Origin of the sequence: Terricaulis silvestris, from assembly GCF_009792355.1 — a bacterium.
Lineage (GTDB): Bacteria > Pseudomonadota > Alphaproteobacteria > Caulobacterales > Aquidulcibacteraceae > Vitreimonas > Vitreimonas silvestris.
This window is the reverse complement of the sequence record NZ_CP047045.1, coordinates 3,229,587-3,246,571: the sequence shown is the minus strand read 5'-3', so window position 1 is coordinate 3,246,571 and position 16,985 is coordinate 3,229,587. Positions and strand designations below refer to the sequence as shown.

The 16,985-nt window shown below is 63.5% G+C and carries 17 protein-coding genes; 7 read left to right on the top strand and 10 right to left on the bottom strand.

Features of this window, described 5'->3' with window-relative positions; genetic code table 11:
* Window positions 1–29: 29 nt before the first annotated feature.
* The 4 genes from DSM104635_RS16660 to glmS all read right to left on the bottom strand — a co-directional run bounded on the left by DSM104635_RS16660 (window position 30) and on the right by glmS (window position 5,025).
* Window positions 30–683: a hypothetical protein gene (locus DSM104635_RS16660; protein ID WP_158767296.1), complete on the bottom strand. Its 654-nt coding sequence runs from the start codon at window positions 681–683 to the stop codon at window positions 30–32.
* A gap of 454 nt (window positions 684–1,137) precedes the next feature.
* A complete protein-coding gene (locus DSM104635_RS16655; RefSeq protein ID WP_158767295.1) occupies window positions 1,138–2,268 on the bottom strand; it encodes a DegT/DnrJ/EryC1/StrS family aminotransferase in 1,131 nt (376 codons plus the stop codon).
* A gap of 10 nt (window positions 2,269–2,278) precedes the next feature.
* Window positions 2,279–3,205: a Gfo/Idh/MocA family protein gene (locus tag DSM104635_RS16650; protein WP_158767294.1), complete on the bottom strand. Its 927-nt coding sequence runs from the start codon at window positions 3,203–3,205 to the stop codon at window positions 2,279–2,281.
* The gene (glmS, locus tag DSM104635_RS16645; RefSeq protein ID WP_158767293.1) at window positions 3,202–5,025 is read right to left on the bottom strand and encodes a glutamine--fructose-6-phosphate transaminase (isomerizing); all 1,824 of its coding nucleotides are present in this window, start codon (window positions 5,023–5,025) and stop codon (window positions 3,202–3,204) included. The genes DSM104635_RS16650 and glmS overlap by 4 nt, the downstream gene beginning before the upstream one ends.
* Before the next feature lie 109 nt (window positions 5,026–5,134).
* Between glmS and glmM the strand changes: the two genes are divergently transcribed.
* From glmM to DSM104635_RS16620, 5 genes are all read left to right on the top strand, one after another.
* Complete coding sequence (gene glmM / locus DSM104635_RS16640) at window positions 5,135–6,496, top strand: phosphoglucosamine mutase (RefSeq protein ID WP_158767292.1); 1,362 nt, start codon at window positions 5,135–5,137, stop codon at window positions 6,494–6,496.
* A 74-nt stretch (window positions 6,497–6,570) separates the two neighbouring features.
* Window positions 6,571–7,233: a SatD family protein gene (locus tag DSM104635_RS16635; RefSeq protein ID WP_158767291.1), complete on the top strand. Its 663-nt coding sequence runs from the start codon at window positions 6,571–6,573 to the stop codon at window positions 7,231–7,233.
* A 17-nt stretch (window positions 7,234–7,250) separates the two neighbouring features.
* The gene (locus DSM104635_RS16630; RefSeq protein ID WP_228445730.1) at window positions 7,251–7,643 is read left to right on the top strand and encodes a hypothetical protein; all 393 of its coding nucleotides are present in this window, start codon (window positions 7,251–7,253) and stop codon (window positions 7,641–7,643) included.
* An 87-nt stretch (window positions 7,644–7,730) separates the two neighbouring features.
* Entirely contained in the window at window positions 7,731–7,985 is a 255-nt protein-coding gene (locus DSM104635_RS16625; RefSeq protein WP_158767289.1) for a hypothetical protein, read from the top strand.
* Between the two features lie 114 nt (window positions 7,986–8,099).
* Window positions 8,100–8,282 carry a hypothetical protein gene (locus tag DSM104635_RS16620; RefSeq protein ID WP_228445729.1) on the top strand — a complete coding sequence of 61 codons (183 nt, stop codon included), beginning with the start codon at window positions 8,100–8,102 and terminating at the stop codon, window positions 8,280–8,282.
* On the opposite strand, the gene pgi is transcribed toward DSM104635_RS16620, so the two are convergent.
* Window positions 8,279–9,766, bottom strand: a complete 1,488-nt coding sequence (gene pgi / locus DSM104635_RS16615; RefSeq protein ID WP_158767287.1) for a glucose-6-phosphate isomerase — start codon at window positions 9,764–9,766, stop codon at window positions 8,279–8,281. The two genes, DSM104635_RS16620 and pgi, sit on opposite strands and share 4 nt — an antisense overlap.
* Before the next feature lie 28 nt (window positions 9,767–9,794).
* Here pgi and galE point away from each other — a divergent pair, with 28 nt between their 5' ends.
* Window positions 9,795–10,781: a UDP-glucose 4-epimerase GalE gene (gene galE, locus DSM104635_RS16610; RefSeq protein WP_158767286.1), complete on the top strand. Its 987-nt coding sequence runs from the start codon at window positions 9,795–9,797 to the stop codon at window positions 10,779–10,781.
* 120 nt (window positions 10,782–10,901) lie between these two features.
* Here galE and DSM104635_RS16605 read toward each other — a convergent pair whose 3' ends face one another.
* From DSM104635_RS16605 to DSM104635_RS16585, 5 genes are all read right to left on the bottom strand, one after another.
* On the bottom strand, window positions 10,902–12,032 hold the full coding sequence (locus DSM104635_RS16605; RefSeq protein ID WP_158767285.1) for a ketoacyl-ACP synthase III: 1,131 nt from the start codon (window positions 12,030–12,032) through the stop codon (window positions 10,902–10,904).
* A 188-nt stretch (window positions 12,033–12,220) separates the two neighbouring features.
* Window positions 12,221–12,667, bottom strand: coding sequence for a hypothetical protein (locus DSM104635_RS16600; RefSeq protein WP_158767284.1), 447 nt, complete (start codon window positions 12,665–12,667; stop codon window positions 12,221–12,223).
* On the bottom strand, window positions 12,667–13,971 hold the full coding sequence (locus tag DSM104635_RS16595; RefSeq protein WP_158767283.1) for a UDP-glucose dehydrogenase family protein: 1,305 nt from the start codon (window positions 13,969–13,971) through the stop codon (window positions 12,667–12,669). The genes DSM104635_RS16600 and DSM104635_RS16595 overlap by 1 nt, the downstream gene beginning before the upstream one ends.
* A gap of 3 nt (window positions 13,972–13,974) precedes the next feature.
* Complete coding sequence (locus DSM104635_RS16590) at window positions 13,975–15,498, bottom strand: phosphomannomutase/phosphoglucomutase (RefSeq protein ID WP_158767282.1); 1,524 nt, start codon at window positions 15,496–15,498, stop codon at window positions 13,975–13,977.
* Between the two features lie 79 nt (window positions 15,499–15,577).
* Complete coding sequence (locus DSM104635_RS16585; protein WP_158767281.1) at window positions 15,578–16,165, bottom strand: hypothetical protein; 588 nt, start codon at window positions 16,163–16,165, stop codon at window positions 15,578–15,580.
* 75 nt (window positions 16,166–16,240) lie between these two features.
* Here DSM104635_RS16585 and gpmA point away from each other — a divergent pair, with 75 nt between their 5' ends.
* Window positions 16,241–16,954, top strand: coding sequence for a 2,3-diphosphoglycerate-dependent phosphoglycerate mutase (gene gpmA, locus DSM104635_RS16580; RefSeq protein WP_158767280.1), 714 nt, complete (start codon window positions 16,241–16,243; stop codon window positions 16,952–16,954).
* Window positions 16,955–16,985 lie beyond the last annotated feature (31 nt).

Sequence of the window (16,985 nt, the reverse complement as noted above, 5' to 3'; positions counted from 1 at the left end):
TGCATGAAAATGGCGCCTAGCCCTCTATTTCAGTTTTTGGGACGACCGCGGCGGATGACGGGAGCCCGCTCAAGCGCGCCCGAGACGGCATGGGCCAATCCAGCGATCTCGACGATCACAGCGACGCGGCGCTGCATCGGCATCAATTTCTCAAGATGTTGTGTGAGTCCGGACAGGCCATCGCAAAAGACCGGCTCAAGCAGGATTGGACCCTTGATGCGCCGGCTGGTGGCGACGGGGTACATTTCCGTCATCTCAACTTGGCCCAGCACGATGAAGCTTCTGTGGTCGTCCTTCAGGCGCTTTAGGGTGAGCGGCGGGGGTAGCGAAATCAGCTTGCGCAGACGCTTTTCAAGGTCCGGGCGGAGATAGCGCATCCGCACCACGATCTCGCGCTGCTTGAAGCCAGCGTCCAAGAGGTCGAGCGCAACGGCCAGGCAGACCGCATCGGCCAAGGTGTAGCTGGACTCGGCGCTTTCATCTGGCGGCGGTGCGAATGCGTATTCCGCCGTTGGGGGAACTTCGACATCGTCGATCAGCGCCGGATCGCGGTCGATTTCGAGCAATCGCTTGATGCGCGTCAGAAAAGCCTTTGGTACGGGCTGGTTGCGCCAATTAACGCCATGGACGGCGCGCCACAGCGCCCATTCCACCTGACCGCGGCCGAAACTGCGTTGCTCCACTGCCCAAACCCGTTAATCAGCCCTTTTTAGGGTAGCAAAATATCCGCCGCGCGCAAGTTGGCGTCATAGGGAAGGGGATTGCCGCCGTGCGCCGCCCAGATGACGCGTGAAGGGCGCCTAATGGCGGCGTACTCGCGTCCTGCTAGGGGCCTCATAATGGCGTGTTTGGAGCGTGTTTCCGGCCTGTTTTGCGCCTGATATTTTTCAGGCGACCTTATCGGCCAACCCACGGAAACTTGGCAGTTTTCCCGGCGAAAGGCGCGCGCACAGACGCTACCGCCCCCGTGTAAACGGTAAAAGTGCGCGAAATTAGAGAAATTCGGCAGATACCGGCTTACTCGTGACTGCCCACGCCACCGGCTCAAGGGCCAGCCGCCGATGACGACGCAGTCGGTTGGTAGTGTCCGCGCTCATGCGCGTACGCACGATGCTTCCACGCGGGGCGCGTTTTGTCTCAGCTGCCGGCTTTCACGAAATCACGAATAGCGTTGGTGATCTTCGACTGCGTCTGCCCGTCCAGATACGGATGCATCGGTAGCGCCAGCACACGGTGCGCAATAGTTTCGCTGACGTTCAAGCCACCGGCGCCAACTGGATAGTTCTCATACGCCGTCTGCTTGTGCAGCGGCTTCGGATAATATTGCGCCGTCGGGATGCCGGTTTCGCGGAGATTCGCGGCCAGACCATCGCGATCGTCGGCCTCGATCACATACTGCGCCCAGGTGGAGACACCACCTTCGATCACCTTAGGCGTCGTCACCACGCCCTCCAGCATCTGCGCATAGCGATCAGCGATCTCGTTCCGCGCGCGGATTTCGTCGGCGAAGATCGCGAGCTTCTCGATCAGGATCGCGGCCTGAATCGTATCGAGCCGCGAGTTCATGCCGATGCGAGCGCAATTGTACTTGTCGTCGCCGCTGGCGCCGTGGAAGGCGAGGGAGCGCATCAGGACGTTGTCATCGTCGTTGTTGGTCAGTGTCGCGCCGCCGTCGCCGTAGCAGCCCAACGGCTTGGCCGGAAAGAACGACGTGGTCTGCGCGTCGGCCCAAGTCATCGGATGCTTGTGGTTCAGCGTCGCGCCATAGCCCTGCGCGCTATCCGCAATGAGCTTCAGCCCTTCGCGTTTGCAGATGGCGGCGATCGAAGGATAATCCGCTAGCTGGCCGAACAGATCGACAGCGATCACTGCCTTCGGTTTCAGCTTGCCGTCCTTCTTCACGCCGGCAATCGCCGCCTCCAGCGAAGCGGGATCGATGTTGTAGGTGTCCGGCAACACGTCCACGAACACCGGCGTCGCGTTGGTCCACGGCACGATCTCCGCCGTCGCCGCGAACGTGAACGACGGACAGAACACAGCGTCGCCTTCGCCCACGCCCCACGCCCACAGTGGCAAAACAAGCGCGTCGGTGCCGTTGGCGTTGCCGATACAGTGCTTGGTCTCGGCGAATGCCGCGAGTTGGCCTTCGAGCTGCTTCACCTCGGGGCCAAAGATGTACGCGCCCGATCGGATCACCTTGGACACGGCGGCGTCGATCTTGTCGGCAATGCGCGCGCGCTGCGCTTGCAAGTCGATAAACGGGATCATGGTCTTCTCTCTAGCTGAGCGAGGGCAGGCCGGACGCCTTGTCGACATCCAGCGCCAGTTCCAAAACGGCGAGCGCTTCCTCGCCGTTCACAACAGGTCGTTCCGCGACGCCGAGCACAGCGTCGATAAATTGCGCGACATTGGCGCCAAGCGGATCGGCCCCGATCCGTGTCTCGGCAAACGCCGCATTGAGCTTGAAGTTCGTGGTGTTCTCGAACGTGCGGGCGAGAAAGTCGATTTTCACTTCGCCCGACGGGTACACTGCCCGCATGAATCGTCGGCGCTCTGCGGCAACGCGGCTCGAGATGAAAACGGCTTCCCCATGCGGCGCGAAGGCAAGTCGCGCTTCGATCCGATCCGCGGTGTGGCCTTTCTCGGCTTTTGCCGTCGCCAGAATGCTGTTCGGCTTCGCCTTCATCAGCCGCAGCGCCAGATCCAAATCGTGCACCATGAGATCGAGCGTCACCGAGACATCGGCGCTACGCCCAGTCCACGGGCCCTCGCGCACGCTTTCAATCCGCGTCGGCGTCTCCGGCGTGTTGAGCAACCCCATTGCGTCGAACACCAAACGCTCCTGGTGGCCGCACCCGAGCACAAGCTCCTTCGTTTTCGCCAAGCGAACGATGTCGGCGCCGGTCTCGATATCGGTCGCGATCGGCTTTTCGATCAGCAGATGCTTGCCGGCATGAAGCACCGCGAGCGCGGCCTGGCCGTGGAACGAGGGCGGCGAGGCGATGGTGACAGTATCGACGGCGCCGAGCAGGGCATCGAGCGAAGCAAAGCTTTCCGCGCCATGCGTGTTGGCAAGTTCCGTTGCCCGCTCATCATCCGGATCGAACACTCCGACGAACTGCACCCGCGCGTCTTCGCTATACTTGCGCGCATGAATGCGCCCGAAGGCGCCTGCGCCAAGAACGCCTGCGCGCAGCTTGCTCATTCGACTGTCACCGATTTCGCCAGGTTGCGCGGCTGATCGACGTCGGTGCCTTTTTGCACGGCGGTCAGATACGCCAGCAACTGAATCGGGATCGAATACACCAGCGGCGCCACGAACGGATCGCAGGCCGGAACCATGATGATGTGCTGCGCGATCTCCGCGCAGGCCACCGCGCCAGCCGCATCCGTGATCACGATCAGCTTGCCGCCGCGCGCGTTCACTTCCTGCATGTTCGAGAGCGTCTTCTCAAACAGCGCATCATGCGGCGCCACCACCACGACAGGCGTGTGTTCGTCAATCAGCGCAATCGGTCCGTGCTTCAGTTCACCCGCAGCATAGCCCTCAGCGTGAATGTACGAGATTTCCTTGAGCTTCAGCGCGCCTTCGAGCGCGATCGGGTAGTGCACGCCGCGGCCCAAATAGAGCACGTCCCGCGCCTGCGCCAATTCCTGCGCAATCACCTCGATCTCCGGCTCGACCTTCAGCGCATCCGCGATCAAGCGCGGCGTTTCCATCAGCGCATGCACCAGCCGCGCTTCTTCTTGGCTCGACAACGTCCCGCGCGCACGGCCCACCGCGATCGCCAACGCCGCCAGCGCCGAAAGCTGCGCCGTGAACGCCTTGGTCGACGCAACGCCAATCTCCGGTCCCGCCAAAGTCGGCAGCCGCGCGTCGGCTTCGCGCCAGATTGTGGACTCCGGAACGTTGACCACGGCCAGCGTCTTCAGCCCTTGCTCTTTGCAGTAGCGCAGCGCGGCCAACGTGTCGGCGGTTTCGCCGGATTGCGAGACAAACACCGCGAAGCTCTTCTTGGCGAACGCCGGCTTCCGGTAGCGGAACTCCGACGCGATGTCAGTCTCAACCGCGATACCGGCGTACTGCTCCATCCAGTACTCAGCGACGCGTCCCGCATAGTGCGCCGTGCCGCAGCCAATGACGATGGCGCTATCGGCGCCGAGATCGACGCCGTCGAGGTCCGGCATCTGCACGCTCTCGTCATTGGCGTTGACGTACCGCGTGATGGTGCGGGCGGTCGTTTCGGACTGTTCGTAGATTTCCTTCTGCATGAAATGGCGAAAGTTGCCTTTCTCCACGGCGGCCGCACCGCCGGCGAAGGTGTGCACTTGGCGTTCCGCCACCATGCCGTTGGCGTCCAGCACCTTCACCTTGGCGCGCGAGAGCACGGCGATGTCGCCTTCTTCCAGGAACATCACGCGCGTGGTGAAGGGGGACACCGCGATAGCGTCCGAGCCCAGATACATTTCGCCGTCGCCAATCCCGACCGCTAGCGGCGAGCCCTTGCGCGCGCCGATCAGGATGTCGTCTTGGCCCGCGAATAGCACGGCGATGCCGAACGCGCCTTCCAGGCGCCGTACCGCCGCGATCGCGGCCTGCTCGGGCGATTGGCCCTTGTTCAGATACTCCGTGATCAGGTGCGCGATGACTTCGCTGTCGGTCTCCGACGCGAAGCTGTGCCCCGCCTTGATCAACTCTTCGCGCAGCGGGCGGAAGTTCTCGATGATACCGTTGTGGACGATCGCCACTTTATCGGTCGCGTGCGGGTGGGCGTTGCCAGTGGTCGGCGCGCCGTGGGTGGCCCAGCGCGTGTGGCCGATGCCAGAGACTCCCGGCAGCGGAGACGCCGCCAATTCGGTTTCCAGGTTTGCAAGTTTGCCGGCCGCGCGGCGGCGCCCAATCGCGCCGTTTTCCAGCGCGGCGACGCCAGCGGAGTCGTAGCCGCGATATTCGAGGCGCTTCAACGCCTCAACGAGCCGGGGCGCGACTGGCGTCGATCCCAGGATTCCAATGATCCCGCACATGGTTAAGCTTGCGTCCCTGCGTTAGAGCGGCGGTTCATGCCTGTTCGGCCATTGATTTGCATCTCAATTAGTCTTTCAACATGCGACGAACTTTGGAGCTCGCCCAGTTATGACCAGGGCTTATTTCGGCACAGACGGCATCCGCGGCACCGCGAATAAATACCCCATGACGCCGGAAGTCGCCATGCGTGTTGGCTTGGCCGCCGGTAAGCGCTTCATGAGCGCTGACGACCGGCGCCATTTGGTCGTAATCGGCAAGGACACCCGGCTCTCGGGCTACATGCTCGAACCGGCGTTAACGGCTGGCTTCACCGCGGCTGGCATGGACGTCGTGCTCTTCGGCCCACTGCCGACGCCCGCGGTGGCAATGCTCACACGTTCGCTCCGGGCTGACCTCGGCGTGATGCTCTCGGCTTCGCACAACAAGTTCGCCGACAACGGCATCAAGCTGTTCGGCCCGGACGGCTACAAGCTCTCCGACAACGCCGAGATCGAGATCGAGCGACTGATGGATTCCAAGCTCGACGAGCACTTGTGCGCACCTGACAAGCTCGGCCGCGCCCGCCGCATCGACGACGCCCAGGCGCGCTACGTTGAAATCGTCAAAGCGACGTTCCCGAAGAAGCTGACCCTGAAGGGCCTGCGCATCGTCATCGATGCCGCCAATGGCGCCGCCTACAAAGTGGCGCCGGTGGCGCTCTACGAACTCGGCGCCGAGGTGATCAAGATCGGCGTCGATCCCGACGGCTTCAACATCAACGAAGAAGTGGGCTCCACCGACACTCGTGCGCTGAAGGACGCCGTCCTCAAATATCGCGCCGATCTCGGCATTGCGTTGGACGGCGACGCCGACCGTGTGGTCATCGTCGATGAGAAGGGCAATTCCATCGACGGCGATCAACTCATGGCGCTAATCGCGATGAGCTGGAAGCAGAATGGCACGCTGACCAAGCCCGGCATCGTCGCCACCGTGATGAGTAATCTCGGCCTCGAACGCTTCCTCGATGGCCTAAAGCTCAAACTCGAACGCACCCAGGTCGGCGACCGCTATGTCGTCGAGCAGATGCGCGCGGCCGGCTACAATGTCGGCGGCGAGCAGTCCGGCCATATCATCCTCAGCGACTTCTCCACCACCGGCGACGGCCTTCTCGCCGCACTGCAAGTTCTTGCGGTGATCGTCCAATCCGGCAAGCCGGCCAGCGAAGTCTGCAAGCTGTTTGATCCGGCGCCGCAAGTGCTGGAGAACGTGCGCTACGAGAAGGGCAAGCCCGACCCGATGGAAGCCGTCGCGGTAAAGGACGCCATCAAAGCGGCTGAAGCCTCGCTGAAAGGCAATGGCCGCTTACTCGTCCGCAAGTCCGGCACCGAGCCGCTGGTGCGCATCATGGCCGAGGGCGACAACGAGGCGCTCGTCCGCGAAGCCATCGCCACGGTGAAGACCGCAGTCGTGGCGGCCGCAAAGGCGGCATGAACCAAAAAAGGTTCAGGTATTGAAATATGAACCAATTTAGGTTCATATAGGCAAACCTGTACCGGAATTGGGTCATGTCCGCAAAAAGCGCTTCTTTAGTTGTCCTTATGGGCGATATCGTCGGCAGCGAAGCCGCGCCGTCTGTCAGGCGGATGCATCAAGTCTTCAATAGCGCGGTCGCTGGCGCAAATCGCAAGCACGCGGCGGCGATCGTCTCGCCGCTTACGATCACGCTGGGCGACGAATTTCAGGGCTTGGTCCGCACGCTGTCGGCAGCCCTGGAAGTTGCCTTGGCGCTGCGGCTCAAGTTGCTGCAGGGCGGCGTGCGCTGCCGTTTTGTGATTGGCGCGGTCAAGGTCGAAACCCCGGTGAACACCACGCGCGCCTGGAACATGATGGGACCGGGCCTTGCCGACGCGCGCGCGCGGCTGAACCAAAAGGATGTTGATAACGCCTACCGCTTTTCGCTGCCCGGCGACGATCTGATCGGGGCGCTGCTCGATGCTGTGGGGGATAGCCTGACCCAAAACGAAGCAGCTTGGACAGAGACGCAGCTCAATTATTATGTCGCCAGCCGCGGTGAGCGCACCAACGCCAAAGTTGCGGCTTCGCTGGGCATTTCCGAACGCGGCCTCTACAAAGTGCTCCGTGCCGCGCGGGCGGACTTTCATGCGCGTCAGTCGGCCGTCATTGAGGATACGATTGCTGCATTGGATCAACAATACGGGCTCAAATGATCGCCTCGCTTCTGGTTTTGGCCTACGCCGTGCTGTTGGTTTTTCTGACCGTCGGCGGCAATGAGTTCTGCAAGCTCGTCCTGAAAATGAGCGCGACCAAGACTCCGCCGGAAACGGGCGAAAAGGTTTCGCTGCGAGCGGGCCGGACCATCGGCATTCTGGAACGGCTCTTGGTGTTTTTAGGCCTGATCGCCAGCAGCTGGGAGATCCTCGCCGCCGTGATCGCGCTCAAGACTGTCGCGCGCTACGCCAAGCTCGATGACCAGAACAACGCCGAGTACTTCCTGATCGGCTCGCTCGCGAGCATTCTTTGGGCGGCCGCGATGACGGGGCTGATTGTCCTGTTCGACCGCACCTGGGGCTTCGGCGTGCTGGTCGATCTGGTCGGCTTGTTTAACGGCCCGCGCTAGCACGCCCCACGCGCGCGGACTGCAAACATGCCTCGCCAGTGCGGTGCGGCGCGTTGGTCGCGCGTCCGCGCTTGCTATGACTAGAGCATGAGCACGTCTGATCTGAGCGCCGTGGCGGCCCGCCGGGCCGAGATTGTAAGCTTCGTCGATGGCTACGACGCCAAGGTGGCGGCGCTGCGGGCCGAGCTGGAAGAGCTCGCCGTCACCGAGCGCGTGCTGCACCGGCTGGAGCGGCTGATGCCGGAAGAGCCGGCGGAATACGCGGAGGAGTACGCCAACGAGCCGCTCGGGCAGCGTACGGTCAGCGCCATTAAAACGCTCCTGGCGAGACGAAACAGCTAATCACAGTCCGGCGCCGCCGCGTTGCATACGCTGGTGGGCGTGTTTTCGTACGCGCCGTTCACCTCGCACGCGCGTGCGATTGGCCGCGCGCCCGCTGTGGATATCTTTGCCGCCATGAGCAAACCTGACCTTGAAGCAGTGATCGCTCGGCGCATGGCGGTTCAGAATGAACTGTCGGCGCTCGAGAAGATGCGCGCCGAGATGGAAGCGGAAGACCAGGATCTGGTCGTCGCCGAGCGGGTGCTGCAGCGTCTGGCGGGACGCGGCCGGGGCGAAGCGCCCGCGGCCGAGACCTAGCCTAGACGTTTCAGCCACGCAGCGGTGCTGGGGTCCGTATCCAGCTTTTGTCCGCCTTCGAGCGCGGGCAAGAGCTGATTGGCCATTTCCTTGCCCAGTTCCACGCCGAACTGGTCGAACGGATTGACGCCCGCGAGCACAGCCTGCGCGAAGGTGCGGTGTTCGTAGAACGCCAACAGCGCGCCCAAAGCTTCGGGTGAGAGCGCATCGATCGCCATCAGCGTGGATGCCCGGTTGCCGGGGAACGTGCGGTGCGGTTCGACGCCTTGCTTGCCCACCATCAGCGCGCGCGCTTGCGCCAGTGCGTTTGCGAACACCTTGGCGCGGTGGGATTGCGGGCCTTCGTGCGCCCCGGCGTTGATGATGAACTCGACCGGAATTTCCTCCACGCCCTGGTGCAGCAATTGGAAGAACGAGTGCTGGGCGTTGGTGCCGGCGGCACCCCAGGTGACCGCGCAAGCTGAGCGCTCGATGGCTTGGCCATCACGTGTCACGCGCTTGCCGTTCGACTCCATCTCGAGCTGCTGCAGGTAAGCGGGCAGCAAGCGCAGGCGTTCGGAATAGGGGATCACCGCGTAGGAGCCGTGGCCCAGTGCTTCGCGATTCCACATCTGCACCGCGGCTGAGATTGCCGGCAGGTTCTGCGCGAACGGCGTATCGCGGAAATGCTCATCCATCGCCTCGGCGCCTTCGAGCATCTTGAAGAACGCCCCGTGCGCCAGCGCGATCTCGCAGACCAGCGACACGCTCGACCACAGCGAATAACGGCCGCCGACCCAATCCCAGAACGGGAACACGTCCTCTTCCGCCATGCCCCATTCCACGGCCTTATCCGGCGTGGCGGTCGCGGCGGCGATGCGCGCTGGACCCCAGGCGCGGACGAACGCGGCGTTGGCCAGCGTTTCCTGTGTGGTGAAAGTCTTGGAGACGACGATCAGCAGCGTGCGTTTCGGATCGAGCCCTTCGATCGCGTCCGCCACATCGGCGCCATCCACGTTCGCTGCGAAGCGGACTTGTAGGTTCGGGCGCCGGTGCGCCTTCAGCGCGTCGAGCACTACGCGCGGCCCCAAGTCGGAACCACCGATGCCAAGATGAATGATAGCGTCGAAGTCTCCGCTCTCAGCGATCTCGTGTCCGAAATTGTGCATGCGATCGAGCACGGCGGTGATCTCGTTGTCGCCGCCCGGCGGATCCTGAATGCGCAACGCCCAATGCTTGGCCGCGCGGCCTTCGGTGGTGTTGACGATCTCGCCCGCGAACATCCTCGCGCGCCAATCGTCGAACTGCATCGCCTCCGCTAGCGCACCAATGCTCGCCAGCGCCTCCGCATCGATGCGCTGCTTGGAAAAATCCGCAATCAGGTGCGGCGCCTCGAAGGTGAGCGCTTCGGCGCGGTTCGCGTCCGCCGCGAACAGCTCCAGCAGCGTCTTCTGCTTCAAGCGCTGGGCGTGTGCGGCGACGGCGGCGAAGGGGGTGGCGTTCATGGGGGCAAGGCTCTAACAGGACGCGGGCATGGCGACAATTCTGGTCACTGGCGGGGCGGGCTATGTCGGTTCGCATTGTTGCCTGGCGCTGAAGCGCGCGGGTCATGACCCCGTCGTCTACGACAATCTCTACAACGGCCACGAACAGCTGGTGAAATGGGGCGCCTTCGAGCGCGGCGATATCCGCGATAAGGCGCGGCTCGCCGAGGTATTCGCTAGGCACAAGCCCGACGCCGTCATCCATTGCGCGGCTTTGATCGAAGTCGGCGAATCCGTGAAGCACCCGGATCGCTTCTACGACGTCAACGTCACCGGCGCGCTGACGTTAATGGACGTGATGCGCGAAGCGGCGTGCAACGTGTTCGTGTTCTCCTCCACCTGCGCCATCTACGGCGCGCCGCAACGTCTGCCGATGGACGAGGATCATCCGCAAGCGCCCGTCAGCCCCTATGGCTGGACCAAGTTGATGACGGAGCGCGCCAGCCGCGACATCGCCGCCGCCACCGGCATGCGCTTCGCGCACCTGCGCTATTTCAACGCCGCTGGCGCCGCGCCCGATGAAGGCATCGGCGAACGTCACACGCCCGAGAGCCACGCACTGCCGCTGGCGCTGTTCACGCTGCTCGGCCGCCGCGACGGCTTCAAGATTTTCGGCACGAACTGGGACACGCGCGACGGCTCCTGCCTCCGCGACTATGTCCACACCCTCGATCTCGCCGACGCCCACGTCCGCGCCGTCGAGCGCCTGCTCGGCGGCGGCGCTTCGCTGGCCGCGAACCTCGGCACCGGCGACGGCGTCACCGTGCTGGAGTTGCTCGCCGCCATCGAACGCGTCACAGGCCAACGCGTGGACGCCACACCCGCCCCGCGCCGCGACGGCGATGCGCCGGCTTTGGTGGCCGATACGACGCTGGTAGAGCGCGAACTCAGCTGGACGCCGCACCGCGGGATCGACGCAATTATCGCGGACGCGTGGAAGTGGCACGCGAAAGTGGAGCCGGGCGTGTTTGGATAAGCAGACCTTTGCAGGTTGGAGCGCGCGCCTTCAGGCGCGCATCTTTCCACGCAACGAGGCGGCGCCGCAATCATGCGGGGCTGAAGCCCCGCGCTCCAACCTGCTTGCGATGTCGCAAGCTCACTTTACCCCCGTCTCCACCAACCGCGCGTGCTTCATGCCTTCAGCTGAGCGCACCGCCGTTTCCGCCTTCTTCCCGCGGATCGCGTTCACTTGCTCCAGCGCCGTCTTCTTCGCCGGCGGGAAGTCGGCGTCGCTGACGCCCAGCGGCGTGACGCGATCGCCCCAGCGCACTAGGTGCGCGCAGACGGTGAGGCCGGCGCCGAACGCCGGCATCAGGATCAAGCTGCCGGGCTTCACGCGGCCTTCGTCGAGCGCTTCCGTCAGCGCCACCGGCACGGTCGCGGCGCTCATATTGCCGTAGCGCTGGACAGTGAGCATCACCTTCTCCGCCGGAATCCCGGCGCGGCTGACGACGGCGTCGATGATGCGCAGATTGGCTTGGTGCGGCACGACCAGATCGATGTCCTCGGCGGTCACGCCGCATTTCTTCATCACCGCGGCGCTGGCCGCGACCATGCCTTGCACCGCGTGGCGGAAGATTTCCTGGCCGTCGAAATCCCACGATGTGATGCCGGCGGTGACGTCGAGATTGCAGTAGGCCGTGCCCATGCCGCGCACGCGCAGTGTGTGCCGTACGTCGGCGAGGCAGCCGAGCTGTTCGCCCAGCACGCCTTCCTGCTTGTCGCTCGCTTCCACCACAACAGCGGCGCAGCCATCGCCGAACAGCACGGCGACGTTGCGGTTTTCCCAATCCATGAACGGCGAGATGATCTCAACGCCGATCACCAGCGCTTTCTTCACCACGCCGGTGCGGATCATCGCGGTGGCGGTGGAGAGCGAATAGAGGAAGCTGGTGCACGCCGTGTTCACATCCATCGACGCCGCGTGTTTCGCGCCGATCGCGGCCTGCACGCCGGAGGACGAATTCGGCACCTGCTCATCGCTGCTACACGAGCCATAGACGATGAGGTCGATGTCCTTGCCTTCGAGGCCCGCGCACGCCAGCGCACGCTTCGACGCGATGATCGCCATCTCGATGCCGCTGATATGGGAGACGCGGCGCTCCTTCATGCCTGTGCGCGAAATGATCCATTCGTCGTTGGTGTCGAGGAAGGTAGAGAGGTCGGCGTTGGTGAGCACGGACGGCGGCATGGCCGCGCCCCAGCCCGTAATGGCGGCATATGTCATGGCGGCGTTGTAGCGCGGAGTGGGAGCGAGCGCACGCGGCAGTGCAGCAATTCGTCAGCCCTCTCCCTTGCGGAGAGGGGGCAAGGGGATATCCCGTCGGTACTACGTCGGCCGCTTCTTTAAACCAGCTCCGCCAATAGGCTTTTCGGCGAGTTTTCACGGTTCCGAAAAAAAACTTGCGAATGTGATCACTCAACTCGCGCAACTGAGCGCAAGATCATTGATGCGCGGCCTTCGATCATTCTGAAGTAGGTGCCGCCACCTTGGCGGCCGTCGCAGCGATCTACCCACACCACATAATCTGCGCCTTCAACGAGTGGCTGCGCTGCGGGCTCTTGATGGAAATCGGGCGGGCTGACTCCGTAATGCACTTCGTGAATGTTTGTCGGACACCGGTTGGAGCGAATCTCCCACAGCCGATCTTCGTAGCCAGAATCTTTCGGCCATATGGCGACAGTGGCGATTGAAGCGCCGGCTTGTCTCCAGGGCAGGTCGCCTGAAGAGGTAATGACAACGCCGCCTGCATCGTTCGTAACCCAGACCTCAAGCGGTTCGGGTTGGCAGCCGACCATCGCCAGGACACAAGGAACCAGAAGCAATGCGCGACGTGTCAGCGGGCGCATCGCTTCACCCATCACGCTCGCCCGACGCTCACATAGTTGAAGCCCTTCGCGCGCATCTCCGCCGGGCTGTAGATGTTGCGCAGGTCGACGACGACCGGCGTTTTCAGCGCGTCCTTCATGCGGTCGAGGTCGAGGGCGCGGAATTGATCCCACTCGGTGATGATCACCACCGCGTCGGCGTTCTGAACGCAATCGTAGGGGCCGGTGGCGAAGGCGACGTCCTTCAGCATGTGCTTGGCTTCGGTCATGCCTTCGGGATCGAACGCGCGGACCTTGGCGCCTTCAGCTTGCAGCGTCGGCACGATGTCGAGCGCCGGCGCGTCGCGCATGTCGTCGGTGTTCGGCTTGAACGTTAGCCCGAGGATAGCGATGGTTTTGCCGTTCACGTTTCCACCGAGCGCGTCGACGATCTTCTGCGCCATCTTCTGCTTGCGCGCCGTGTTCACGCGCACCGTGGTTTCGATCAGCTCGATTGGCGCCTTGTTGTCGCGTGCGGTTTTCATCAGCGCCAACGTGTCTTTCGGGAAGCACGAGCCGCCATAGCCAGGGCCTGCGTTGAGGAATTTGCGGCCGATGCGGTTATCCAGGCCAATGCCGCGCGCCACCTCCTGCACGTTGGCGCCCACTGCTTCGCAGAGATCGGCGATTTCGTTGATAAAGGTGATCTTCATCGCCAGGAAGCCGTTGCCGGCATACTTGATCAGCTCAGACGTGCGGCGCGATGTGAACTGGATCGGCGTTTCGTTGAGGAAGAGCGGCCGATAGAGCTCTTTCATGCGCTCGCGGGCGCGCTCGTCATCGGTGCCGACAACAACGCGGTCCGGACGCTTGAAGTCGTTGATCGCCGCGCCTTCACGCAGGAATTCCGGATTGGAGACGACGGCGAAATCGGCGTCGGGGCGGACCTTCTTGATGATCGCTTCCACTTCATCGCCGGTGCCGACCGGCACAGTCGATTTGTTGACGATGACGGTATAGCCCTCGATCAGCCCACCGATCTCTTCAGCGGCGGCGTAGACGTAGGAGAGGTCGGCGTATCCGTCACCGCGGCGCGACGGTGTGCCGACGGCGATGAACACGGCGTCGGCTTCGCGGATGGCTTGCGTCGAGTCTGTGGTGAAGAAGAGCCGGCCTTGCTCGACATTGTCTTTCACCAGCTCATCGAGACCCGGTTCAAAGATCGGGATTTCACCCTTTTGGAGGCGCGCGATCTTGCCTTCGTCCTTGTCGACGCAAGTGACGGTGTGGCCGAAGTCGGCGAAGCATGCGCCGGAGACGAGGCCGACATAGCCTGTCCCGATCATGGTAACGCGCATGGATCAGATCTCCTGATTGTAAGCGCCGACTTCTTCGAAGCGGGCGAGGCGTGGTTTGATTTCGTCGCGGAACAGCGCGCGCATGTCGTCGTCGCTGGTCATGCTTTCGACGACGACGACGAGCTCCGGCTTGTTCGATGAAGCGCGCACCAGCACCCAGGCGCCGTCTTCCAGCGTAACGCGGGCGCCGTTCACGGTGTTCACGTCGCGGATGCTGCGGCCCAGGATCTTGCCGCCTTCGGCCGCGAGCGTTTGGTAGTCGGCGACGACGCGATCGACGATACCGTACTTCGTTTCGTCGTCGCAGTGCGGGCTCATGGTGAGCGAGGTGAAGCTCTTCGGCAGCGCCTTGCGCAGGTCGCTGAGCTTCTTGCCTTGATTGCGGTCCAGCATCGCCAGCACGGCGGAGGCGGCGACGATGCCGTCGTCATAGCCAAGGCCCAGCGGCGGGCGGAAGAAGAAGTGGCCGGACTTTTCGAAGCCGGCGAGCGCGCCGAGTTCATTGGTGCGGCGCTTGATGTAGGAGTGACCGGTCTTCCAGTAATCGACTTTGGCGCCGTTGCCTTTCAGCACTGGATCGATGGCGTAAAGCCCGGTCGATTTCACATCGACGACGAAGGTGGCGTTGGAGTGTGTGGTGCTGAGATCGCGCGCCAGCATCAGGCCGACCTTATCTGCGAAGATTTCCTCGCCTTCGTCATCGACCACGCCGCAGCGATCGCCGTCGCCGTCGAAGCCGAGTGCTACGTCGGCGCCGTGCTTGCGGACGGCGGCGGCCATGTCGTGCAGCATTTCGCTGTCTTCGGGGTTGGCGTTGTAGTGCGGGAAGGTCCAGTCGAGCGCGGTGTGGAGGTCGATCACCTCCGCGCCCATGCGGCGGAGCGCTTCCGGTGCGAATGCGCCAGCCGTGCCGTTGCCGCAGGCGGCGATGACTTTCAGCGGACGGCTGAGCTTCACGCGGCTCGACACGTCGGCGATGTAGCACTCGCGCATGTCTTCGACGCGCTTGTATACGCCGCCCGCGCGTTCCTTGAACCTTCCGCCGAGCACGATGTCCCGGAGCGCGCCCATTTCTTCAGGGCCGAAGGTGAGCGGCTTGTTCGCGCCCATCTTCACGCCGGTCCAGCCGTTCTCGTTGTGCGAGGCCGTCACCATCGCGACGCACGGAATGTCGAGCGCGAACTGCGCGAAGTACGCGGTCGGCGAAAGCGCGAGGCCGATGTCGTTCACCTCGATGCCCGCCTGCATCAAGCCGAGCGTCAGCGCCTGTTTGATCGAGGTCGAGTAGAAGCGATAATCGTGGCCAACCACGATGCGTGGCGCGACGCCGTAGTCGTGGATCAGCGTGCCAAGACCAAGGCCCAGCGCTTGCACGCCGAGCAGGTTCAGCTCCGGCGGCTTTTCAGCGCCTGGAATGCCAAACCACCAGCGCGCGTCGTACTCGCGGAATCCCGTCGGCTTCACCAACGGAAGCGACTCAAATTCCAATGAATTAGCGCTCAGGCTTGCGCGGGGCGCAGGCAGCATGGGTCTGTTCCGTGGACGGGGCCGGGGGTGGCGGCTCTAGTGATCGAAATGGCGGAAAGATGCAATTGGCCGCCGTGTCTCAGGCGTGCGGAATGATGCGAATACGCGTGATTTCAACACCGAAGGCGGCGTCGCCGCCAGCATTGATGGCCCGGAGGCCGATGGCGTTAGGGTTAGTTTGCGCCGGCAGTTCAAAGCGCAGAGTGGCGTTCTCGTTGGGCAGCGGCTGGCTCGCCCAGGCGACCGGGCCGTCGCCTTGCACGCTGACAGCCAGCGCCTGCGCGGCGTTCACCGGCAGCGCGTCGAAGCTGACTTCGACCGTGAGCAGCCGGCCGTTTAGCGCGGCAGCGTCTTGCGGCGTGAGCAGCAAGCGGACGCCGCGGTCGTTCGGCGTCGGCGGCAATTGTTGGTCTTCATGTACGGCGATGCGCAGCGTCTGCGCCTTGCCCAAGTAATCACGGATCACGGTGAGGTTCTGATCGGGGCTCGGCTGTGGTGAATCGAAGGCTTCACCGCTGAACACCAGCGCGCCTTGCGTGCTGGCGGCCGCCACCGGCGCGGGGTCGCGCGGCCAGGCTTGCGGCTTCAGGCTGACGGTCACGGCCAGCACGGCCAGGATCAACGCCAGCGGGTAAAAGATGAGCGGATGGAACACCCAGGAACGCATGCGCGCCGGTTTAGCGGCTAGGGGCGCGACGGCATAGGTCTTGACGGCATAGGCGGCGCCTGGAACTGGAAGCCCATGACTTTCATCGCCCTTCTGCGCCACGGCCAGAGCCAGTGGAATCTCGAGAACCGCTTCACCGGCTGGGTGGACGTGGATCTGACGCCCGAAGGCGAGGCGCAGGCCAGGCGGAGCGGGGTGCTGCTGGCCGACAGCGGCGTGCCGTTCGACAAGCTCTACACCTCGGTCCAGACCCGGGCGATCCGGACGGGGAATTTGGCGTTGGACGCCGCGAAGCTGGCGTGGCTGCCGGTGGAGCGGAGCTGGCGGCTGAACGAGCGCCACTATGGCGCGCTGACCGGGCTCAACAAGGCCGAGACAGCGGCGAAGCATGGCGACGCGCAAGTTACGGTGTGGCGGCGGTCGTACGATGTGCCGCCGCCGCCGCTGGACGGCGGGGAGTTCGATTTGTCGAACGATCGCCGTTACGCTGGCGTCGATGTGCCGAAGACGGAATCGCTGAAGCTGACGCTGGAGCGCGTGCTGCCGTATTGGGATGAGCGCATCGCGCCGGATCTGAGCGCCGGCAAGAATCTGATCATCGCCGCGCACGGCAATTCGCTGCGCGCGATCATGAAGCATCTGTTCGGTGTGGCAGACGATCAGATCGTTCACGTCGAGATGCCGACGGGCAATCCGTTGCTGATTGAGCTGGATGCGAGCTTGAAGCCCAAGAGCGCGCGGTATTTGGACGCGAGCCGAGCCGAGACGTTGCCTGCGAGTCCCGCGTGATGAAGCGCCGCTCTTCAACCCTCTCCCTTGC

Bases quoted from the DNA above. Each gene is read 5' to 3' on its own strand.
- DSM104635_RS16655 (WP_158767295.1), bottom strand. From the start codon at position 2,268: ATGATCCCGTTTATCGACTTGCAAGCGCAGCGCGCGCGCATTGCCGAC.
- DSM104635_RS16650 (WP_158767294.1), bottom strand. From the start codon at position 3,205: ATGAGCAAGCTGCGCGCAGGCGTTCTTGGCGCAGGCGCCTTCGGGCGC.
- glmS (WP_158767293.1), bottom strand. From the start codon at position 5,025: ATGTGCGGGATCATTGGAATCCTGGGATCGACGCCAGTCGCGCCCCGG.
- glmM (WP_158767292.1), top strand. From the start codon at position 5,135: ATGACCAGGGCTTATTTCGGCACAGACGGCATCCGCGGCACCGCGAAT.
- DSM104635_RS16635 (WP_158767291.1), top strand. From the start codon at position 6,571: ATGTCCGCAAAAAGCGCTTCTTTAGTTGTCCTTATGGGCGATATCGTC.
- DSM104635_RS16625 (WP_158767289.1), top strand. From the start codon at position 7,731: ATGAGCACGTCTGATCTGAGCGCCGTGGCGGCCCGCCGGGCCGAGATT.
- DSM104635_RS16620 (WP_228445729.1), top strand. From the start codon at position 8,100: ATGAGCAAACCTGACCTTGAAGCAGTGATCGCTCGGCGCATGGCGGTT.
- pgi (WP_158767287.1), bottom strand. From the start codon at position 9,766: ATGAACGCCACCCCCTTCGCCGCCGTCGCCGCACACGCCCAGCGCTTG.
- galE (WP_158767286.1), top strand. From the start codon at position 9,795: ATGGCGACAATTCTGGTCACTGGCGGGGCGGGCTATGTCGGTTCGCAT.
- DSM104635_RS16605 (WP_158767285.1), bottom strand. From the start codon at position 12,032: ATGACATATGCCGCCATTACGGGCTGGGGCGCGGCCATGCCGCCGTCC.
- DSM104635_RS16600 (WP_158767284.1), bottom strand. From the start codon at position 12,667: ATGGGTGAAGCGATGCGCCCGCTGACACGTCGCGCATTGCTTCTGGTT.
- DSM104635_RS16595 (WP_158767283.1), bottom strand. From the start codon at position 13,971: ATGCGCGTTACCATGATCGGGACAGGCTATGTCGGCCTCGTCTCCGGC.
- DSM104635_RS16590 (WP_158767282.1), bottom strand. From the start codon at position 15,498: ATGCTGCCTGCGCCCCGCGCAAGCCTGAGCGCTAATTCATTGGAATTT.
- DSM104635_RS16585 (WP_158767281.1), bottom strand. From the start codon at position 16,165: ATGCGTTCCTGGGTGTTCCATCCGCTCATCTTTTACCCGCTGGCGTTG.
- gpmA (WP_158767280.1), top strand. From the start codon at position 16,241: ATGACTTTCATCGCCCTTCTGCGCCACGGCCAGAGCCAGTGGAATCTC.